Source organism: Streptomyces nigrescens (assembly GCF_027626975.1).
Taxonomy (GTDB): domain Bacteria; phylum Actinomycetota; class Actinomycetes; order Streptomycetales; family Streptomycetaceae; genus Streptomyces; species Streptomyces nigrescens.
Map to the genome: position 1 here is coordinate 406310 of NZ_CP114203.1, position 19435 is coordinate 425744.

The following is a 19435-nucleotide window of genomic DNA, read 5'->3' on the forward strand; positions in this document are numbered from 1 at the left end:
GCCGGGTCGTTACACCGACATCGAGCCGCACCGGGACTTTCCACCACGCCTCGCGTCACACGCCCTCTGACCGCACTTCCCGCCCTGGGGCGAAGCGAGCAAGCCTTCAAGTGGCCGTCGATGGCGCCGTGCCGATGACGCCGTGCCGATGGCGCCGTGATGCCGCATCCGGTTCGCGATTACCCGTCCTGACCGGGGCCGTCTTCCTGGCGCGCCAGGGGCGTGGTGGCCCAGCCGGTTTCCAGCAGGGCGAACAGGTCGCGTACGGCCCGGGCCGGGTCGTCGCTTGTGCGGGCGAGGCTGGGGACCTCCAGAGCGAAGCGTGCCAGGCCGGTGACGGCAAGGTCGTCCGCGGCCAGCCCAGTGGCATCGGCGAGAGTGGCGGCCAGTGCCTTCTCATGGCGTGACCACATGCGCCGGGCGTAATCCCGCAACGCGGGGGTGGATTCGACGAGGAGGAAAGTGGGGTCGTCGGTCCGCACGGCGGTACGGGTGCGCACCATGTGGTCGCGCAGGGCGTGCAGCACGGGCTGACCGGGGGCTCGGTCGCGAATGGCGGCGATCAGGGCGCTCTCGATGTCCGCGTCCAGGTCGAAGACGAGGGCTTCCTTGCTGGGGAAGTGCTTGAAGAGCGTACTCAACGAGACGTCGGCCGCCTCCGCCACCTCGCGCACACCGACGTCGTCGAAGCCGCGCTCGGTGAACAGCCGCACTGCGGCATCCGTCAGGGCCTGCCTCGTCTGGGCCTTCTTGCGTTCGCGGCGTCCGGTCGTTGTCTCGGCCATGCGCCCACCTTACCCCCTTGAAGAGATTTGATCGCAAAGGCAATCGGATAAAAAATCAGAGCAGTTGTACTTTTGGAGCTGCTGCGCTTCTATGAGCTGGAACGCCTGACCGGCACCCAGCCGCCGGAGCCCGGGGTACATCCCCACACCGGAACGACGCATCTGCCCTGCCCGAAACGAGGCGTCGGCTTCGGCTTCGGCTTCGGCTTCGGCTTCGCCACAAGTCACCGGCACTGTCTTCAACCGTCGAACGGAGCGTGACCCTCATGTCCACCACCCCTCGCATCGCGATCGCCGGCGCCGGCCTCGGCGGCCTCGTCTGCGCGCGCGTCCTGCAGCAGCACGGCGTCCCGGCCACGGTCTTCGAGCGTGAGACCGACCCCGACGCACGCTCGCAGGGCGGCACTCTCGACATCCACGAGGACACCGGCCAAGCGGCCCTGCGCACGGCCGGACTGTTCGACGAGTTCCTCGCCCTGTCCCGGCCCGAAAGCCAGGAGTGGCACCTGTACGACCGCCACGCGACCCTGATACGCCACGACCAGGCCGGCGAGGACGATCTGAGCAGGCCCGAGATCGACCGCGGCCATCTACGCGCGCTCCTGCTGGACTCCCTCGCCCCGGGCACGGTCCGCTGGGGCCACTCCGTAAGGGCCGTCACCCCACTCCCCCATGGCACCGCCCGCCTGCACCACCACAACCACACCACCGAGGACTTCGACCTGGTCATCGGCGCCGACGGCGCCTGGTCCCGGGTACGCCCCGCGCTCTCCGACGCCCAACCCTCCTACGCCGGTGTCACGTTGGTGGAGGCCCACTTCGACGACGTCGACCACCGTCACCCCGGCATCGCCCGCCTGGTAGGTCGCGGCACCATGTCGGCCAAGGCGGGCCGCCGCAGCCTGGTGCTGCAGCGCAACAGCAACGGACACGTCCGCGCCTACATCAACTTCCGCGGCCCCCAGGACTGGCACGCCGGCGTCGACCTCGCCGACACCGAAGCCGTACGCGTCCGCCTCCTCGCCCAGTACCAGGGCTGGAACGAGAACCTGCTGGACATCCTGCGCGACAACGAGGGCGGGTTCATCAACCGGCCCATGTTCGTCCTTCCCGTTCCCCATACGTGGCGGCGCGTCCCCGGCATCACCCTCCTCGGCGACGCCGCCCATCTGATGCCGCCCGCCGGCGTCGGCGCCAACCTCGCCCTGCTCGACGGCGCCGAACTCGCCCAGTCCGTCATTGGCCACTCCACCATCGCCGAGGCTCTCGACGCCTACGAAAGCGTCATGCTGCCCCGCGCCGCCGAGAACGCGAAGACCGCCCAGCAGATGCTCGCCGGCCTCATGCCTGACACCGACTCCGACGACGCCGCCTTCCCCGACAGCCTCTGGCCGGCCGCCCCTCTCCCTGACTCGCGCCCTGCTCACACCAGCTGAGCAGCTGCCACCGGTCAACTCGCAGCTCTGGCCTGGCGCGGTTTCTTCAGCGCCTCGGATAGGAGGACTTCTTACGCGGTTCTGACTCACACGGCGACCATGCAGAACGACGGAAAGCATCGCTGTCTGAGCTTGCGGGAGCGAGCAACTTCGGTGATTGACCTTCACCTTGGGGAAAGTCGCAGCCTCGTGGCATGCACTCTCAGATGCCCCCGTTCCGCTATCAGGAACTCCTCCGTCAGGCCGACGAATACCGACTTGCCCAGAAGGCGCGGAAGGGCAGTCGGCGCCGGCCCGCCGGCCGGGCTACCGCGGCCGGCAAACCGCTGTTGTCCATGAGCTGGTTCAGGCGCGGGCGCAGGCGGGGCACAGGCCCCGGTAGGTCACCTCGGCCCCGGAGACGGTGAAGCCGAAGCGTTCGGAGGCGGGCAGGTCGGCCAGGGGGTCGCCGCCGGGGTGGACGTCGCGGATGGCGCCGCAGCCCGAGCACACCAGGTGCTGGTGGGGGCGGTGGGCGTTGGGGTCGTAGCGTTTGGCGCGGCCGTCGGTGGCGACCTCGATGACCTCGCCGAGCGAGACCAGTTCGCCGAGGGTGTTGTAGACGGTCGCGCGGGAGATCTCCGGCAGCCGTGCGGTGGCGCGTGCGAGTACCTCGTCCGCGGTGAGGTGGATGTGCTCGCCGTCGAGTACCTCGGCGACCACCCGGCGCTGGGCGGTCATCCGCCAGCCGCGTCCGCGAAGCCGGTCCAGCAGGTCACTCATGACCACCAGCCTAACTGTGCATGGTCTGACAAATGAATTCGTACGGACCTGGTTGTTGTATTGACTTGGACATAGTCGATCGTAGGATCAGTTCCGGCGACAGCCAAGAGACAGGACAACAGCAGGGACAAGCCCGTGACGGTTCAGGAGACGGGTCCGCTCACCACCGAATCCGGTGCTCCGGTCGCGGACAGCCAGTGCAGCGAGCAGGCGGGCGTCGGCGGCCCGGCACCGGTCCGGGACCGGGTCCCGCTGGAGACGCCCGCCCGCCCCGGCCGCGAGCGCCCCCACCGCGTGTGTGCCGTTCGTGCGGTCTCGTCGCTGACGTCGGCCGCGCGGCCGCCGGCGTGGAGCTCTGCCTGACCACGTCCGACCACCACGGCCCGTTCGACAAGACTTTGGCACCCAGCGGGGCCTGTGCCCCGATTGTTGACCATCCCCAGTTCCTGAGACCCGTGATCCGCCCCGTTCGGAAGGATTTCCATGTCTGAGAACCACGATGCAATCGTCACGGACCCGAAGCCCGAGGAGACAGGTGGCTGCCCGGTCGCGCACGGCCGCGCACTCCACCCGACCCAGGGTGGTGGAAACCGCCAGTGGTGGCCGGAGCGGCTCAACCTCAAGATCCTTGCCAAGAACCCTGCCGTGGCGAACCCGCTGGGCGAGGAGTTCGACTACGCCGAGGCGTTCAAGAGCCTCGACCTTCCGGCCGTGAAACGGGACATCGCGGAGGTACTGTCCACCTCGCAGGACTGGTGGCCGGCCGACTTCGGGCACTACGGCCCGTTCATCATCCGGATGGCGTGGCACAGCGCGGGCACCTACCGGATCAGCGACGGCCGCGGCGGCGCCGGTGCCGGCCAGCAGCGCTTCGCCCCGCTCAACAGCTGGCCGGACAACGCCAACCTCGACAAGGCCCGCCGCCTGCTGTGGCCGGTCAAGAAGAAGTACGGCCAGAGCCTGTCCTGGGCCGACCTGATGGTCCTGTCCGGCAATGTCGCGCTGGAGACGATGGGCTTTACGACCTTCGGTTTCGGCGGCGGCCGTGCGGACGTCTGGGAGCCGGAGGAGGACGTCTACTGGGGTCCGGAGACCACCTGGCTCGACGACGAGCGCTACACCGGTGACCGGGAGCTGGAAAACCCCCTCGGCGCGGTCCAGATGGGCCTGATCTACGTCAACCCGGAGGGCCCGAACGGCACCCCGGACCCGCTCGCCGCGGCCCGCGACATCCGTGAGACGTTCCGCCGGATGGCGATGAACGACGAGGAGACCGTCGCCCTGGTCGCCGGCGGCCACACCTTCGGCAAGACCCACGGCGCAGGTCCGGCGGACAACGTCGGCCCCGACCCCGAGGCGGCCACGTTCGAGGAGCAGGGCCTGGGCTGGAGGAACACCTACGGCACCGGCAAGGGCGGCGACACGATCACCAGCGGTCTCGAGGGTACGTGGACGAACACCCCGACGGCCTGGGACAACAGCTTCTTCGAGATCCTCTTCGGTTACGAGTGGGAGCTGTTCAAGAGCCCTGCCGGTGCGCACCAGTGGCGGCCGAAGGGCGGCGCCGGGGCCGGCACCGTCCCCGACGCCCACGACGCGTCCAAGAGCCACGCCCCCACGATGCTGACGACCGACCTCGCGCTGCGCTTCGACCCCGCCTACGAGCAGATCTCGCGTCGCTTCCTGGAAAACCCCGACGAACTCGCGGACGCCTTCGCCCGTGCCTGGTACAAGCTGACCCACCGCGACATGGGCCCGAAGTCGCTGTACCTGGGGCCGGAGGTCCCGGCCCAGACGCTGCTGTGGCAGGACCCTCTGCCCGCTGTGACGCACGAACTCGTCGACGCCCAGGACATCGCCACCCTCAAGAGCCAGATCCTCAGCCAGGACCTGCCGGTCTCCCAGCTGGTGTCCACCGCCTGGGCCTCGGCCTCGACCTTCCGCGGCAGCGACAAGCGCGGCGGCGCCAACGGCGCACGTATCCGCCTCCAGCCGCAGAACGGCTGGGAGGCCAACGACCCCGACGAGCTGGCAACGGTCCTGCGCGCCCTCGAAGGGATCCAGCAGTCCTTCAACGGCTCCCACACCGGCGGCAAGCAGATCTCACTCGCCGACCTGATCGTCCTCGCCGGCGGCGCAGCCATCGAGCAGGCCGCCAAGGACGCCGGCTTCGACATCCAGGTCCCGTTCGCCCCCGGCCGCACCGACGCCTCCCAGGAACAGACCGACGTGGAGTCGTTCGCCGCCCTCGAACCGACCGCCGACCCGTTCCGTAACTACCACGGCAAGGGCAACCGCCTGCCGGCCGAGCACCTCCTGCTCGACAAGGCCAATCTGCTCACCCTCAGCGCCCCCGAGATGACCGTCCTCCTCGGCGGCCTCCGCGCCCTGGGCGCCAACCACCAGCAGTCCTCGCTCGGCGTGTTCACCACCACCCCCGGCACCCTGACCAACGACTTCTTCGTCAACCTCCTCGACCTGAACACCACATGGAAGGCGACGTCCCAGGACCAGAGCACCTTCGAGGGCCGCGACGCCGCCACGGGCGCAGTCAAGTGGACCGGCTCCCGCGCCGACCTCGTCTTCGGCTCGAACTCCGAACTGCGCGCACTCGCAGAGGTCTACGCAAGCGATGACGCGAAGGAGAAGTTCGTCAACGACTTCGTCGCGGCATGGGACAAGGTGATGAACCTGGACCGGTTCGACCTCAGCTGACCATGACGTCCAGGCCGGTCGGCCCCGCGTCGGCCGGCCTGGACGCCCACTGCCGATAAGTCGCGGCAGCATCCGCCCCACACGCACGGCACGCACGCCGCCGAAAAGACCGTGGCCGTGGCCGTGGCCGGGCGAGAAGGGATACCCGGACGGCTCCGTCAACCGGCGGGTGCTGCGGCGCGCTTCACCGCCGCCTGGCGAACCAGGCGACCGAAGCCACGATCCCCGTTGACACCACGACGGCCACCTTCACCGACAGGAGTCCGAGGCCGGGAGTCCACCACCCAACCTTCCACGCCAGGACCCATAACAGCCCTAAAGCCACCACTGTGCAGCCCACAGACGTGGCGACACGCACGGTACGACGGCCTTGGGACTCTGTGCTGTTTCCCTCATCCATGGGTGCGACTTTAGGGACCAGATCGAAGTCCGCTCCGGCCAATTCAGGCGTTGGCCAAATCGCCGCGAGCGGGACCCGCTGCGTTCACCGCCGTCCCCCGGCCTGGTCGGCCCGATGACGGTCGGTGCGTACGTGCGCACGCACCACCTTGCAGGCCGAAAAGGATGAGAAGCTCAACCGCGCCGCCGTCGGCACTGCCCAGCCAGTGGGGCAAGGACGTGTCGAACTCGGCTGCCTCACCGGGCGGCAGCGTCAGGTCGCGCTCGCCGGTCACGAGCCGCAGGCGCCCGTTGAGCACGTAGAGCCATTCGAAGCCTTCGTGAGTCTGCGGGGCCGGTTCGAGTGGTTCCGGCTGGGCGGGGATGATCATCTTGAACGCGTGCACCCCGCCCGGTCGCCGGGACAGGGGCACGAAGGTCATCCCGAACCGTCTGATCGGCTTGAGGTGTATCCGGGGGTCGCCGGTGCGCGGGGCGCCGACGAGGTCGTCCAACGGAACGTCATAGGTACGGGCTAGCGGCAGCAGCAACTCCAGGCTCGGCCGGCGCTGCCCGCTCTCCAGCCGGGACAGAGTGCTCTCCGATACGCCGGTCGTCGCCGCGAGGCCGGCGAGGGTGATGCCGCGGGCACGACGCAGCGCACGAAGGCGCGGCCCCACCGCGTCGAGCACTTCATCGTCCGTCCTGTGATCCATCAGGTCATCTTGCCGTAACCGCAAGATTCCGTGCCAGGTCATGGGATGCCTGGCAAAACTAAGCGCATCCCGACACAAGGAGTCTTGATGAACACCACCGATGCGGTCGCGTTCTGGGACGGCGTCTACGCGGCCCGACCGGCAGCCGGCGGCCCGCAGCCGAATGCCCGCCTCACCGAGACGGGGATGGGCCTGCCGCCCGGTGACGCGTTGGACCTCGGATGCGGCGACGGCGGCGACGCGCTGTGGCTCGCCCGCCTGGGGTGGCAGGTCACCGCCGTCGACATCTCGGCCGTGGCGGTCGAGCGGCTCGCCGCCCTCGTCCGCTCACACGGCCTGGACGACCGCGTCACCACCGTGCGGGCCGACTTGCACACGTCTTTCCCGCCCGGCGGATTCGACCTGGTCTGCGCCCACTACCTCCACACCCCCTTCGACCTGGACCGGGCAACCGTTCTGCGCTCGGCCGCGCACGCACTGCGCCCGGGCGGGCGGCTGCTGGTCGTCGACCACGGCTCGGCCGCGCCGTGGTCGTGGAACCAGGAGCCCGACATCCGCTACCCGAGCCCGCGGGAAGTCGCCGCGGGTATCGACCTGGCGCCGCAGACATGGACGGTCGAGCGGGCCGACGCACCCCGCCGGATCGCGACCGGACCGGACGGGCGCACCGCCGAGGTCACCGACCACGTCCTCCTCATCCGCCGCACCGCCTGACACGGAGGCCGGCCCCGCCCCCGAATAAGGAAGGGAGACCACGATGCCCAGCACCACGCGCCGCAACGGCCGCCGCGACACCCCGCCGCCCCGTACCGGAAGCAACGAGACCGAGATCCTGCACGGATTCCTCAACTACCTCCGGGCCTCGATCGCCGCGAAGGTCGACGGCGCCCCCGAACCGCAGGTGCGCACAGCCGCAGTGCCGTCGGGCACGAACCTGCTCGGCCTGCTCAACCACCTGACGTTCGTTGAGCGTTCGCTTTTCCTCGGGGACGACGTCACCGACTGGCAGGCGACGTTCCAAGCCGCACCGTCGGACAGCGTGGCCGATGTTGTCGCCCGCTACCGCGACACGGTCGAGCGCGCGAACGACGTTCTCGACGGGTGCACCGATCTCGGCGCACCGGTCCCCCGACTGCGGCCGGACCGCCCCGCTCCCAGCATCCGCTGGGCACTCACCCACATGATCGAGGAGACCGGCCGGCACGCGGGCCACGCGGACATCCTCCGCGAACTCATCGACGGCACGACCGGTCGCTGATCCGCCTTCAGGTCTCGTTCGGTGGCACGGCGTTCGGCGGCACCTCTGACCGGTCCCCGTTCACCCGCTCCGAGATCGACGAGTACGCACGAACCTACAGCCGGCCCAAGGTCCTGTCGGGCGGCTTCGAGCTCTGCCGCGCCCTCGACAAAGACGTCCGCGACACCGTGGCAGCACCGCCGATACGTGTCCCGGCCCTGCTCATGACCGCCCAAGGACAACTCAACGCGATCCGGGGCACAGTGGCCCCGCGCATGACCAACATCGTGCGAGTGGTGGACGTGCCGAAAGCCGGGCACTGGCTCGTCGAGGAGAACCCCCCGTTCGTCACCGCCGAGCTATTGCGCTTCCTCGACGGATGACCACGCCACCGATGCGGCGCGAGACGCCGCTCGGCACGGGCGCCACTTCCGGTCGTCACCATCCAGTTCGCCGACTGGCTCTCGCCCCACCAGATCAACATGCGGCCGACCGACCGCCACCACGTCGACCGCGTCTTCCTGGCCGGGAACACCGTCCACATCAACATCCACTCACAGGAGCCCTCTGCCATGCACACATACGACGTCACAGTGACCACCAGCGCCTCGCCGGAAGTGGTCTGGAAGCTGCTGGTCCACGCCGCGAGCTGGCCGCTGTGGTCCAAGGTGGACAGTCTGGACACGACACGGTCGGTCGACCTCGACCCCGGCGGCGACGACGGCGTCGGTGCCGTCCGGGCTTTCCGAACGGGACGCACCGTGACCGGGGAGCGGCTGACCGAGAAGGTCGAGCGACGCCTCTTGGCCTATGAAGACGCGTTCAATTCGTCGCTGCACAACTATCACGCGCGCATCGAGCTGAAGCCGACAGCGAGCTCAGGCACGGTCATCCACTGGTACGGCGAGTACGAGACGAGCTGGCTGTTGGGCTGGGTCATGCCGCGCTACCTCCAGAAGTTCATGCAGGGCATGGCGGATGGGCTGGCCCGCTACGCCGAGGAGTACAAGCCGGCTCAGTGATGCCTACGCCACAGCGCGCGTTCAGCCGGGGCCGCGGCTGATGGCCGCCAATGGGGACTTGCTGAAATACGTTTACGGCGTCGTGGGGAGTGCCTCTACTGTGACCCGATGACGACTCAGGTGATCGTGCTGAACGGCGGGTCCAGCTCGGGCAAGTCCGGGATTGCCCGGTGTCTGCAGGCGGTTCTGCCGGACCCATGGCTTGCCGTCGGGGTCGACACTCTGATCGAGGCAATGCCCGTATCCATGCAGACATCGGATGCGGGGATCGAGATTGCTGCAGATGGCGGGGTGAGTGTCGGGCCGGAGTTCCGGACGCTGGAAGCAGCATGGATGGCGGGGGTCACCGCGATGGCCAATGCAGGCGCCCGGATCATCGTCGATGAGGTCTTCCTTGGTGGAGCGGCGTCCCAGCAGCGGTGGCAGAAGGCTCTTGGCGGACTGGACGTGCTGTGGGTCGGCGTCAGATGCGAGAGCACGGTGGCCGCGGGCCGCGAGATCGCCCGCGGGAATCGGGTCAAGGGAATGGCCGTATCGCAGGCGGAGGTGGTCCACCAGGGCGTGCTCTATGACTTGGAGGTGGACACCACGCACAGCGAGGCCCTGGAGTGTGCGCGGACCATCGCCGCTCAGACCCGGTGATGGTCACCTCGGTCGCCTGACACCACGGTGGTCCGGCAAACGGCTGGTAGCGGCTGGCCAGGGACAGGGGACGCGCCCAGCAGCTGAGACGGGTGCCCGCCAGCTGTCGATGTGGGTGTTGAGTTTGCCGGTGGGGGCCCGGTGGGGCCAGTGCGTGCAAGGGGCGGCTTGGGTGGTCGGGGGCGTCAGTTCGCGGTCAGGACTTCGCGGGCGGCTCGTTCGCCGGAGCGCACCGCGCCCTCCATCAGTCCGTGCATGAGGGTCGCCGACTCCGTGCTCGCCCAATGGATCCGGCCCACGGGCTCGCGCAGCGCGCTGCCGTAATTGGTCAGCGCGCCCGGCGGGAAATGGGCGACCATTCCGCCCAGCGACCACGGTTGCTCGGACCAGTCGGTTTCCAGGTATGCGGTGGGACGGCGCGCCTCCGGGCCGAAACGCTCGGCGAGCGCGTCCAGCCAGACCTCCTTTCGCTCCTTGGGTTCCAGGCGGCCCAGCCGTACGGCACCAGCTCCGAACGCATAGCTGCTCAGCACGCCCGGCACTCCCGAACGCGGCGTCTGGTCGATGGTGATCGGGACGGGCGACTGGGGCGAGAGCGTCTGGCCGGACAGCTGCTGGCCCCGCCAGAACGGCTCGGAGTACTGCGTGTGCACCCGGATGATCGCCCCGGGCACCACGCGTTGTCGCAGGTGGCTATGGGCAGCGGGCAGCGGCGGGTCGAAGGAGATCCGGCCGGCTAGGACCGGCGGAGTGGCCACGATGACCCGGCGGGCCCGTACGGTGAGCGCGTCGGTGATGACCTCGACGTCGGTCGTGTTCTGGACGATCCGCCGGACCGGGCTGGACAGGTGCACCGCCGTGCCCAGGCGCGCGGCCATCCGCCGGGCCAGTTCGGGGGCTCCACCGTCCACGAGGTGGGATTCCGTCTTCCGGTTGTCGGTGTAGTAGCCGAAGCCGGCGCCCCCGCCACCGCGTGCCAGAACGAGCGCGCCCAGCAGGGAAACCTCCGCCGGGTCGGCACAGAACAGCAGATTCATCGTCGACCTGAGGAGGGTGTGGGCGGCGGCCGAGGGCACGTTGAGCGGATGGGAGAGCCACTGGCCGAGCGTGCGGGCATCCCAGGTCCGTGCGCGCCGTGCCTCCCACGGGGCATCCGCCGGCAGCCGCCGTGCCATCAGGTTCAGGCGCAGGAAGGCCAGCCCGAGCGTGGCGAGTGCCGCCGGGCCGGTCTTGGGGATGCCGCGGTAGCGGTGGTTGCGGCCGTCGAGGCGTACGAGGTGATCGCCCTTGTCGTACTGCGGGTAGACCTCGAGCCCCAGCTCGCGGCAGAGCTGGAACATCCGGTCCTGGCCCTTTCCCAGCCAGGTGCCGCCCGCGGAGACCACGGTGCCGTCGGGCAGCTCCCGGTTCCAGACACGCCCGCCCACCCGGTCCCTGGCCTCGAGTACCACGACCTCACGCCCGGCCGCAGCCAGCTGCCGCGCGGCCGCCAGTCCCGCGAATCCGGCGCCCACGACGCATACGTCCGCCGTCACCTGTTCCATGACCCACCTCCACAGTGCAGCCTCGCGCGCCGGGGCCCGCGGCGCCCGGTGGGTGAGTCGGCCGGGCGGGCGCGGGCGTCCAGTCGGGTGACGTGCCTGATCGGGATCCGGCCTCGGTGTTCGGTGCGGTCGGTCGGGCGCGGCGCCTGGCGATCCGGGGCGCGCAGGGGTGCCCCGAGTCGCCAGGTGGGTGAGGGCCTGTGACCGGAGTGAGGCGCTGTTGTGTGTGGGCCGGCTGGGGCGCCGTCAGTGGTGGAGGAACGGGAGGAGGTGCTCGAGGAGGGCGTCGGGGTGCTCTTCGGGAACGTAGTGGCCGCAGTCGGGCAGGACTGCGCTGTCGAGCTGCTCGGTCACGGGGCCGAGGAGGTCAGCGAGGCGTTGGCCTTGTCCGTGGGCTCCGGCGACGCTGAGGACGGGCAGGGTGAGCGGATGGCGCTTGCGCCGGTGGTTCTGGGCGATGTTGTCGTCGGTGGCCCGGTAGTAGTCGAAGCTGGCTCGCAGCGCTTCGGGGTCGCGGGCGAGGCTTTCGACGTAGAAGGCGACCGCTGAGTTCGGCAGCGGGCGGGCGGCTTTCTGGCGGAACTGGTCGCCGTAGTAGATGTGCTCGCGGCCGCGGACGAGCTGCTCATTGACGGACCGCTTGCGGTTGAAGGCGAAGTGCCACAGCAGGTCGTTGTGTGCCTCGGAGCCGAAGAGGGGGACGTCGGGCGCGAGTCCGGGGATGGTGGCGTCGAGCAGGGCGAGGCGTTCGAGCACATCGCGATGATCGGCGGCGAGGGCGTAGCCGATCCACATGCCGACGTCGTGCCCGGCCATGGCGAAGCGTTCGTGGCCGAGCGCCCGCATGAGGGCGACGAGTTCCGCCGCCACGGTCCCGGTGTCGTATCCCCCGTGGGGCTTGTCGGACGGTCCGACTCCGCGGGGGTCGACCGCGATGACGCGGAAGTGCTCCGCCAGACGTGGCATGACCAGGCGCCACACGTACCAGTTCTGCGGCCAGCCGCCGACGAGGAGGACGGGCTGCCCGGCGCCGCCCTGCACGGTGTGCAGCTCCACCTCGCCGACACGGACGAGGGCGCTGTCGAAGACCTCCGTGAAGCCGTCCGGGAGCCAGGGGACGCCGCTCACGGTGCCGAAGCCGGTGAGCGGCCGGAGGGTCGTCGCGGTCATCCGCGTTCTCCTTGCGTGGAGGTGGGGTGGAGTGAGATGGGGTGGGGTGGGGGGGTGTGCGTCGAAGGCGTTGGCACGGTGACGTCGGTGGGTCTGAGGTCCTGGCCAGTTGCCATTGGAACCGCTTCAACTGGTTCACCTGAACCTATTAAGACGGTTCGCTCCATAGACGTCAAGTGTTGGCGTCCGGAGGGGGAGCGACTACGCTGAACCACCATGACCGGTTCATCCGCTGTTGGAAGCGCTCCCACCCCGGCCTCCGGGCGGCGCAGCTCGGAGGGTTTCCGGCTCGGAAACGAGATCCTCGCGTTCCGCTTCGTCGCCACGCTCGGGGAACGGCGCGCCGATCCCGTGGAACGGATCGGCACCCCCGAGCAGCTGCGAGCCTGGCTCATTGCCAACGAACTGGGCAGTGCGGACATGCCTGCCTCCGAGTCCCTCTTGCGGGACGCGCGCGCACTGCGCGAGGCCATTCACCGGGCCGGCACCGCCATCGCCTCGGGCGGTGTTCCGGATCCGGCTGACGAGGAGCTGCTCAACCGCTGGACCGCACGGCACCGGGCGCGGCTCGTCCTCACCGGTGGGCGGGCCAGGTGGCATCTCCCGGAGACCGACTCCGCGCGCGCCGCACTCGCCGTCGTCGCCCTGGACGCCGTCGCGACTCTCGGCGGCCACGGTGACGGTGTGATCAAGCGCTGCGAACAGCACACCTGCGGGGGACTCTTCGTGGACACCAGCCGCGGCCGACGGCGGCGGTGGTGCTCCATGGCCACCTGCGGGAACAAGGTGAAGAAGGCCAATCTCAAGGCAGCACGGGACGGGACCGAGCCGGGCCTCACGGACGGGTGAGCTGGCACCGGCCACTCCGTCGCCTCCGGGGAGGCCCTCCGGGGTGCGGCCGGTGGCTCGGTCCTCGCCGGCGGCGCAGTCCCACGAAAGGTGCCCGAACCCGACTTCGCCCCGGGTCCGGGCACCTTCACCTGCTCACTGACTACGGCAACAACACCGACACCGGCTACAGCCACGACACCGGCCTACGACTACAGCCACAGCACGGCTACGGCTACGGCTACGGCTACGGCTCAAGAAGAATCCTCATCCCGCCGTTGCGCTCGATCGCCTGCTCGCTGTACAGCAGCGGGAAGTACTCCCCCGCGCTCCACTTGTCCTGGAGGTCCTTGTAGTGCTTGCTGCGCTGATCGCCCGACTGACCAGGGGCGTTGATGACGCGCGAGTTGTCCCACGCGCCGACGTCGAGTGCCATCTTGAACGTCGCGCCGACCACTTCCGCATACGGATGGTCGAGGTGGTGGAAGTACGAGACGGAGACGGTGTCGAAGCTGCCGCCTCTCTCTGTGGGCCCCACGTTCGGGCCGCCGAGCGGGTGCATGAACACGTGGATGTGCATGGCTCCCCACCGCCACGCGCGCTCGTCGGTGCCGAGTTTCGACGCGACCTCGGTGTAGGCCTTCGGGAGGGTGCTGAGCAGCAGTTCGTCCCGCTTCCGCGCGCCGTCGGCGCCGAACCAGTCGTCGGGGCGGACGAATGAGTCGTTCATGACGCGCAGGTCGAATTCGATACTGATGCCCACCAGGTAATCCGCCGCCGGCTTCGGCAGCAGGAGCTGTGCCCAGGCGGGGTACAGGAACCGCATCATCCACGTTTCGAACAGCGCCGCTGCCGCCGAGTCCTTACTGGCGACGCCGTCATAACTGGACAGCAATCGCAGTGCCTTGACGGTCGTCGGGTCGGTCGAACGCAACTTCTTCACATACGGCAGGAACTGGCCGGCGACTCCTGACTTCACGTCGTTCTGCAGCGCCAGGGTGTCTGCGATGGATGTACCTCGCTGCTGGGAAAGGACCTCGTGAATACGGTCCTTCCGATAGGCCGGCTGCCAGTCATAGGTGGGTATCGGGTAGCCGGGAGGGAAGTTGAATTCGTTGGCCGACACAAAGAATCCCGACCGGGGATTACGCGAGGTGGGCAGCTGCGCGTTGTCGTAGAACCCGTCCCATTCGAAACGCCCGTCACCGGGCACCGGAAGCAGACCGTCATACCCTCTGCCGCTGCGCTTCGGGATCAACGCTCCGGGGGCCCAGCCGATGTCGCCCTTGGTGTCGGCGTAGACCAGATTCGACCCGGGGGTCTTCCACCTGCTGATCGCCTCGACAAATTCACGCGAGTCCTTGACACGCTGGAAGTTGAGGCTGCCGAGATACGGCGACGTGCCCGGTTCCGTCCAGACGGTGCGCACCGCATACGCCTTGTGGTTCTTTTCGTCGATCTTGACGACGGGTCCGTGTCGGGTGAACGACAGCTGAGCCTGGCGGGGTTCACCGCCGGCCACCGCGATCTTTTCCGTGACGGTGGTCAGCTTTTCCCAGCGATCGCGGTAGCGGTATCTGCTGTGGTCGTCCGGATCGAGCTCGTAGACATAGAGATCCGCCTGGCCCGCGGGGAGATTGGTCAGGCCGAACGCGACCATGCCGTTGTGCCCCATGCTGATGCCGGGATTCCACGGCTCACCGGCTCCGATGATATTCAGTCCCGGAGCGCTGAGATGGGCGATGTAGCGGTTGGCGGGGAGCGTGTAATCCTCCCGGTGCGGGTCACCCGCGAGGATCGGCCGACCGGTCGCCGTACGCGTCGCCGCGACCGCCCACGCATTGCTTCCGGTCGCGCTCTCCCGCAGCACATTCCGCCCGTCCGGCATTCTGCGCAGCTTGCCGTCCGCAAACACCATGGGAGAGGTAGCAAGGCTGTAGACCCCCAGGACATCGGCGGGTATGAGGCTCAGATCGAGCCCCTCCGGCACCTGAACCGTGTGGTCGGGTTCCAGCTTGTGGAAGTACGTACTCGCCTTGTTCCCTCCGACGCTCATGAGCCGGGCACGGGCGACCTGCGAACTGAGGTTGCCCCCGATTCCGTGGGTGCGGATCCGCACCACGTCCTCCGGACTCCAGCGCGCGGGCCGGTAACCCAGCTTCTGGAATTCGGCCGGCAGAGCGTCGGGATGGTCACCGAGCCAGTCGATGTAACCGTTGATCCCGGCGACGAAACGGGTCGCCGCCTCGCGGGCCTCGGGACCGTAACTCGCCCACTCGGCCGCCATGTCACCGCGGTAGAGGAACAACCGCGCGGCCCGGTCCTGTTCGACGTATGACGCGCCCAGCACCTCGCTGAAACGGCCCAGACCCCGCCGCCGCCAGGTGTCGATCTGGAAAAGCCGCTCCCGGGCAGCGTTGAATCCCTGCGCCTGGAAAAGGTCACCGACATTGTCGGCGAAAATGTGCGGCACGCCCCACACATCGACCGTCACACGGACCGGCTTCTTCAGCCCGGGCACGGAATACCTTTGCCCCTCGTCCTCCTTCCACTGCGTACGCAACGGCTGGGCAGATGCCGTACCGGCCGGCAGGGTTCCGGTCAGCGCGACGGCAGCGCCGGCAAGACCGGTACCCAGCAGAGCCCGACGGGAAGGAGGAGGTGACATGGCATTCCTCACAAACGAGTTCGGCAAACGGTCAGTGCCCGCGGAGGCATCACGCAGAGGGGCGTCACGACTATTTCCCCGGGGAGTTGAGGTCGATCCCCTCGCACCGGAAAGCTATCCGGCCCACGAGCGCCACCACACCCGTAACCTCCCCCTAATCTCCGGGGGCTTTTCCGCTACCCCTAGGAGAGGGACCACACGAGACTCCGCACTCGCCGCCCCCGCCGTCGCCCAGGCACTCACACACAGGGACGGGTCAGGAACAGGTCCCGGTTGCCCCGGTTGACCCGGTTGACCGGCTCAAGGGCTCGGAATGCCGCTGGTCGGGGGCTGGAGCCGCTGGATCATCTGCTCCATGACGGCGACGGGTAGCGACGGGTGCCGCGCTGCAGTCTGTGCGGTGTCGGTGTCACGCAGCAGTTGGACCAGCACTCGGGCGGGCAATCGTGGGTGCCGGGCCGCCGCGTGGCGTATGTGCTCGTGCGGGTCGTCGAGCATCCGCACGGCCGATGCGGGCGTCAGCCGGGGGTCGTTCGCTGCCCGCAGCCGTACCTCCGCCTCGGTGTCGCGGCTGAATCGCTCCACCAGTTCGGGCGTCGATTCCGGGTCATCGAGGGCCAGTTGACGCATACGCGGGTTCGGGTCCCCGGCGTAGCGCAGGAGGCCGTGGCGGGGGAAGTTCGGATGACCGCGGGGGCGGTCCGGGGTGCTGAGGCTGCCGGTCCACCATTGCCACACCCTGAGCAGCATCTCGGCGGGTGCGTCGTCGCAGGACTCCGCGAGAAAGAGCTGGACGACACGGTCCTCGTCCTGGGCGAGACGTTCGATGACGTCCGGTGGGAGGTGCTTGGCACGGGCGACGCTTCTGCGCACGAGGGGGTGGGACGAGGCGGCCAGGCGGCGCATGGCGTCGGTGTCGTCGTGCAGCGCGGTGACCCAGCGGAGTGCGGAGTGGTGTCCGCGCGGGTCGAAGTCGATCTGGATGCCGGACCGCTGCTCCTCGGTGAGATCGGGGCGGGTGGCCACCACGGAGCGGACGTTCTCGTCGGGGTCCCGGGCGAGGAGCGCGACGAGGTCCCGCTCCAGGTGCGGGTTGCCGGCGAGGGCGCAGCGCTGGGCCGGAGTGCCGTGGTGTGCGAGGTTTTCGGCGAGTTCGCGCTCCAGGCGACAGGTCTCCACGGCACGGTCCTTGAGGTCCTCGGAGTCGAAGACCGATGGGGGCAGCGGATGGTCCTTGTGGTGCTGGAGGATTGCCTCTGCGCGGACCGTGCCGTGGAGGTCACCCAGGAGATTGCGCCTGACCGGGATCTCCAGGCGAGCCCAGGCCCTCGCGCAGACCATGGCGCGCACGGCCGGGTCGGGGTCGGCAGCCAGCGCGGTCACGGTGCGCGGAGGAAGTCCGGGCAGACGGACGGTCTCTTCGCGGACCGGTGCGTAAGAGTCTGCGGACAGCTGTTCATGGACGGCCTCGGTGAGCTCTGCGCGCCGGTCCGCCGCGAGCAACGTGAGGACCCATCGGCGCCGGGGGTGCTCCTCGCCGAGGATCAGACGGGCCCACTGCTCAGCAGTGATGTTCGGCTGGGCCTCGGCCAGCAGCTCCCGCACCTTCCACTCCGGGTGGACCATCGCCGCCTCCACTACGGCGGTGGGCAAGCGGCGCCACAGAAGGAAGTGCGACAGACCCAGCAGCCTCGCGCGTACGTCCTCGGGCGTGGACGGGTTGAGTGCCAGTCCATGCGCCCACAACTCGCGCAGCCTGCCCGGAGGACACGGCCCCTGAAGCAGCGATGCCCAGGCGGCGGCCCGCTCCTCCGGGGTCTCCTGAGCCTTGGTCCGCGCGGCAGCCTCCTGCCGCTCCTTGATCCGGTCCACGGTGACGAGCCAGACCTCGTCTTCCTCGGTGGTCGCCCCCAGCAGGGTGTTGCCGTCCGTCGAGAGCGTGAGGAATTCCGGTTGGCCCGGCCGCTCCCCCAGCACACCGGCAAGGTTCCATCGGGCGGTGAGCCGGACGCGCGTCCAGCCCCTGGGCACGCATCCGGTCCCGTTGCCGGCGACATCGATGAGGAACACACCGTCCTCACCGATGATCCCTTCCTTGACCGCGAGCCGGTGCCACTGAGTGTTGAGCTCGGCGACCAGGTCCGGCCGGTCGATCTGCACAGCCACGGCCGGCTCGGCTTCGAAGGCAATCACTGGACGCCATGCGGCCCGGGGCGGCAGTACCTCTTCGGTGCGCCGGTCCCCCACGATGTCCAGCCCGGCGCGCCGCAGCAGTTCCACGAACTTGTCACTCCCACCCGTCATGGAAACCCATCCTGCCTTGATGCGGTTCCTGATCGCTCAGCGGCTCATGTCGCAGGCAGTGCGGGTCTGTTGGCGCTGAGGCCGTCCCGGCCGTCAGCATCGGCCGCGGCGAGTACGAGGACACGTCCGGTGCTTCGGCCGAAGACCGCGCGGGCGCCCCGTCGCAGGCAGGAACGGCGCTGCCTCGGCCGACCCGGGGAACCATCTCCCGCTTCGTCTCGTCAGTCCTCACGTGTTTGGACCTTGGGATGACATTGACGAGTTCACCAGCCGCATCGAGAACGTCATCGGTGGCTACCCCACCGGTGACCCGTGGGCGACGATTGACATCTGTATCAGCGAGCTGGAGACCGACTTGGACAGTGACGCCACTGTCTACTGGGTCCTCGGGGTCGCTGCCGTCGGCCCGTGGATGGAGTGGTGCGACCAGCGCCCGGATCTCGTCCGACGAGCGGAGAAGGCGCTGGAGGCGGCGCTCGCCGCCTTCCGTCAGCGGGAGGACAGCTGTACGCATGACACTCACCCGTGGGATGAGGGACCTTTCAGCATCCCGGACGATCTCACTGGCTTCATGTACCGGCTCCAAGAGGCGGACGACTGGGAACCCGACCCGGAGTACCCGGAAGACGAGGCGCCGTACGGCCCGGACTTCAGCGAACTCATGCGCTGCCCACGCAATGTGGCCGCCTTCGCGAGTGCCGCCGTGTAGGGCGAACTTCCCCGAAGGATCCTACGGTGGTGGCGGGCTCGAAGACTGGGCGTGGCCTCGGTTGATCAGGCAGGTCCGCGGTGTAGCCGGGTGGTATCGGCGCGGGACATGGCGGAGGCCGGCGGGTCGGCCGAGGCCGTGGTGATGGCTTCGTCCAGGACGTCGCGGGAGCGGATCAGGTCGGTGATCATTCGGTCGATGCGCTCCCGTTCCGCCGTGAGCTCGGTGACCAGCCGCGGGGTGGCGATCTCGGACGGGCCGCCGTCCGCATCCCTCATGCAGGGAAGCAGCTGCGCGATCTTCTTGCTGTTCAGCCCCGCGGCGTAGAGCGCCTGGATGCGGATGACCCGGTCGACGGCCCACTCGCCGTAGTGCCGCTGGCCACCCGGAGTGCGCTCGGCCCTCAGCAGCCCCTGCGTCTCGTAATAGCGCAGCGAACGCTCGCTCACCCCACTGCGCCGGGCCAGTTCACCGATCCGCATGTCCCCACCCCGCCCCATCCCGTGTGCCCGCCGACGG

Annotated in this window: 18 protein-coding genes and 1 pseudogene; 11 read left to right on the top strand and 8 right to left on the bottom strand. The window is 68.9% G+C overall.

The genetic code is table 11. The features are described 5' to 3' along the window. Nucleotides 1–179: 179 nt before the first annotated feature. Nucleotides 180–785 carry a TetR/AcrR family transcriptional regulator gene (locus STRNI_RS01915; protein ID WP_277410371.1) on the bottom strand — a complete coding sequence of 202 codons (606 nt, stop codon included), beginning with the start codon at nt 783–785 and terminating at the stop codon, nt 180–182. A gap of 72 nt (nt 786–857) precedes the next feature. On the opposite strand from STRNI_RS01915, the gene STRNI_RS01920 reads away from it, so the two are divergent. After that, complete coding sequence (locus STRNI_RS01920; protein ID WP_277410372.1) at nt 858–1046, top strand: hypothetical protein; 189 nt, start codon at nt 858–860, stop codon at nt 1044–1046. Between the two features lie 5 nt (nt 1047–1051). Continuing rightward, complete coding sequence (locus STRNI_RS01925) at nt 1052–2221, top strand: FAD-dependent oxidoreductase (RefSeq protein ID WP_277410373.1); 1170 nt, start codon at nt 1052–1054, stop codon at nt 2219–2221. A 345-nt stretch (nt 2222–2566) separates the two neighbouring features. On the opposite strand, the gene STRNI_RS01930 is transcribed toward STRNI_RS01925, so the two are convergent. Beyond that, nucleotides 2567–2983, bottom strand: a complete 417-nt coding sequence (locus STRNI_RS01930) for a Fur family transcriptional regulator (protein WP_026169938.1) — start codon at nt 2981–2983, stop codon at nt 2567–2569. Nucleotides 2984–3118: 135 nt separating this feature from the next. On the opposite strand from STRNI_RS01930, the gene STRNI_RS01935 reads away from it, so the two are divergent. After that, nucleotides 3119–3346 (top strand): hypothetical protein, encoded by a 228-nt coding sequence (locus tag STRNI_RS01935; protein WP_093635827.1) that lies wholly within the window; start codon nt 3119–3121, stop codon nt 3344–3346. A 120-nt stretch (nt 3347–3466) separates the two neighbouring features. Further along, nucleotides 3467–5698 (top strand): catalase/peroxidase HPI, encoded by a 2232-nt coding sequence (katG, locus tag STRNI_RS01940; protein ID WP_277410374.1) that lies wholly within the window; start codon nt 3467–3469, stop codon nt 5696–5698. A gap of 484 nt (nt 5699–6182) precedes the next feature. On the opposite strand, the pseudogene STRNI_RS01945 reads toward katG, so the two are convergent. Then, nucleotides 6183–6792, bottom strand: a pseudogene (locus tag STRNI_RS01945) (helix-turn-helix domain-containing protein). Between the two features lie 87 nt (nt 6793–6879). Here STRNI_RS01945 and STRNI_RS01950 point away from each other — a divergent pair. From STRNI_RS01950 to cpt, 5 genes are all read left to right on the top strand, one after another. Continuing rightward, entirely contained in the window at nt 6880–7506 is a 627-nt protein-coding gene (locus STRNI_RS01950) for a class I SAM-dependent methyltransferase (protein WP_277410376.1), read from the top strand. Nucleotides 7507–7549: 43 nt separating this feature from the next. Next, nucleotides 7550–8050 (top strand): DinB family protein, encoded by a 501-nt coding sequence (locus tag STRNI_RS01955; protein WP_277410377.1) that lies wholly within the window; start codon nt 7550–7552, stop codon nt 8048–8050. 254 nt (nt 8051–8304) lie between these two features. Continuing rightward, nucleotides 8305–8412: an alpha/beta fold hydrolase gene (locus tag STRNI_RS41505; protein WP_371874770.1), complete on the top strand. Its 108-nt coding sequence runs from the start codon at nt 8305–8307 to the stop codon at nt 8410–8412. Between the two features lie 99 nt (nt 8413–8511). Continuing rightward, nucleotides 8512–9051, top strand: a complete 540-nt coding sequence (locus STRNI_RS01960; RefSeq protein ID WP_274740209.1) for an SRPBCC family protein — start codon at nt 8512–8514, stop codon at nt 9049–9051. 108 nt (nt 9052–9159) lie between these two features. After that, nucleotides 9160–9693, top strand: coding sequence for a chloramphenicol phosphotransferase CPT (gene cpt / locus STRNI_RS01965; RefSeq protein ID WP_277410378.1), 534 nt, complete (start codon nt 9160–9162; stop codon nt 9691–9693). Nucleotides 9694–9878: 185 nt separating this feature from the next. Here the strand turns inward: cpt and STRNI_RS01970 are convergent, their stop codons facing one another. Next, on the bottom strand, nt 9879–11237 hold the full coding sequence (locus STRNI_RS01970) for a flavin monoamine oxidase family protein (RefSeq protein WP_018091419.1): 1359 nt from the start codon (nt 11235–11237) through the stop codon (nt 9879–9881). Nucleotides 11238–11483: 246 nt separating this feature from the next. After that, nucleotides 11484–12407, bottom strand: a complete 924-nt coding sequence (locus tag STRNI_RS01975; protein WP_277410379.1) for an alpha/beta fold hydrolase — start codon at nt 12405–12407, stop codon at nt 11484–11486. Between the two features lie 216 nt (nt 12408–12623). Between STRNI_RS01975 and STRNI_RS01980 the strand changes: the two genes are divergently transcribed. Beyond that, the gene (locus STRNI_RS01980; RefSeq protein ID WP_274740206.1) at nt 12624–13256 is read left to right on the top strand and encodes a CGNR zinc finger domain-containing protein; all 633 of its coding nucleotides are present in this window, start codon (nt 12624–12626) and stop codon (nt 13254–13256) included. Nucleotides 13257–13482: 226 nt separating this feature from the next. Here the strand turns inward: STRNI_RS01980 and STRNI_RS01985 are convergent, their stop codons facing one another. After that, entirely contained in the window at nt 13483–15903 is a 2421-nt protein-coding gene (locus STRNI_RS01985) for a penicillin acylase family protein (protein WP_277410380.1), read from the bottom strand. Nucleotides 15904–16203: 300 nt separating this feature from the next. Beyond that, the gene (locus tag STRNI_RS01990; protein WP_277410381.1) at nt 16204–18207 is read right to left on the bottom strand and encodes a PE-PGRS family protein; all 2004 of its coding nucleotides are present in this window, start codon (nt 18205–18207) and stop codon (nt 16204–16206) included. A 232-nt stretch (nt 18208–18439) separates the two neighbouring features. Here STRNI_RS01990 and STRNI_RS01995 point away from each other — a divergent pair, with 232 nt between their 5' ends. Beyond that, nucleotides 18440–18916, top strand: coding sequence for a hypothetical protein (locus tag STRNI_RS01995; protein ID WP_159483655.1), 477 nt, complete (start codon nt 18440–18442; stop codon nt 18914–18916). A 65-nt stretch (nt 18917–18981) separates the two neighbouring features. Here the strand turns inward: STRNI_RS01995 and STRNI_RS02000 are convergent, their stop codons facing one another. After that, entirely contained in the window at nt 18982–19398 is a 417-nt protein-coding gene (locus STRNI_RS02000; protein WP_018091427.1) for a MerR family transcriptional regulator, read from the bottom strand. Nucleotides 19399–19435 lie beyond the last annotated feature (37 nt).

Excerpts from the sequence above, each read along its gene's own strand:
- STRNI_RS01950 (WP_277410376.1), top strand. The coding sequence starts at position 6,880 with ATGAACACCACCGATGCGGTCGCGTTCTGGGACGGCGTCTACGCGGCC.
- STRNI_RS01975 (WP_277410379.1), bottom strand. The coding sequence starts at position 12,407 with ATGACCGCGACGACCCTCCGGCCGCTCACCGGCTTCGGCACCGTGAGC.
- cpt (WP_277410378.1), top strand. The coding sequence starts at position 9,160 with ATGACGACTCAGGTGATCGTGCTGAACGGCGGGTCCAGCTCGGGCAAG.
- katG (WP_277410374.1), top strand. The coding sequence starts at position 3,467 with ATGTCTGAGAACCACGATGCAATCGTCACGGACCCGAAGCCCGAGGAG.
- STRNI_RS01955 (WP_277410377.1), top strand. The coding sequence starts at position 7,550 with ATGCCCAGCACCACGCGCCGCAACGGCCGCCGCGACACCCCGCCGCCC.
- STRNI_RS01925 (WP_277410373.1), top strand. The coding sequence starts at position 1,052 with ATGTCCACCACCCCTCGCATCGCGATCGCCGGCGCCGGCCTCGGCGGC.
- STRNI_RS02000 (WP_018091427.1), bottom strand. The coding sequence starts at position 19,398 with ATGCGGATCGGTGAACTGGCCCGGCGCAGTGGGGTGAGCGAGCGTTCG.
- STRNI_RS01980 (WP_274740206.1), top strand. The coding sequence starts at position 12,624 with ATGACCGGTTCATCCGCTGTTGGAAGCGCTCCCACCCCGGCCTCCGGG.
- STRNI_RS01960 (WP_274740209.1), top strand. The coding sequence starts at position 8,512 with ATGCGGCCGACCGACCGCCACCACGTCGACCGCGTCTTCCTGGCCGGG.
- STRNI_RS01970 (WP_018091419.1), bottom strand. The coding sequence starts at position 11,237 with ATGGAACAGGTGACGGCGGACGTATGCGTCGTGGGCGCCGGATTCGCG.
- STRNI_RS01915 (WP_277410371.1), bottom strand. The coding sequence starts at position 785 with ATGGCCGAGACAACGACCGGACGCCGCGAACGCAAGAAGGCCCAGACG.
- STRNI_RS41505 (WP_371874770.1), top strand. The coding sequence starts at position 8,305 with ATGACCAACATCGTGCGAGTGGTGGACGTGCCGAAAGCCGGGCACTGG.
- STRNI_RS01985 (WP_277410380.1), bottom strand. The coding sequence starts at position 15,903 with ATGTCACCTCCTCCTTCCCGTCGGGCTCTGCTGGGTACCGGTCTTGCC.
- STRNI_RS01930 (WP_026169938.1), bottom strand. The coding sequence starts at position 2,983 with ATGAGTGACCTGCTGGACCGGCTTCGCGGACGCGGCTGGCGGATGACC.
- STRNI_RS01990 (WP_277410381.1), bottom strand. The coding sequence starts at position 18,207 with ATGACGGGTGGGAGTGACAAGTTCGTGGAACTGCTGCGGCGCGCCGGG.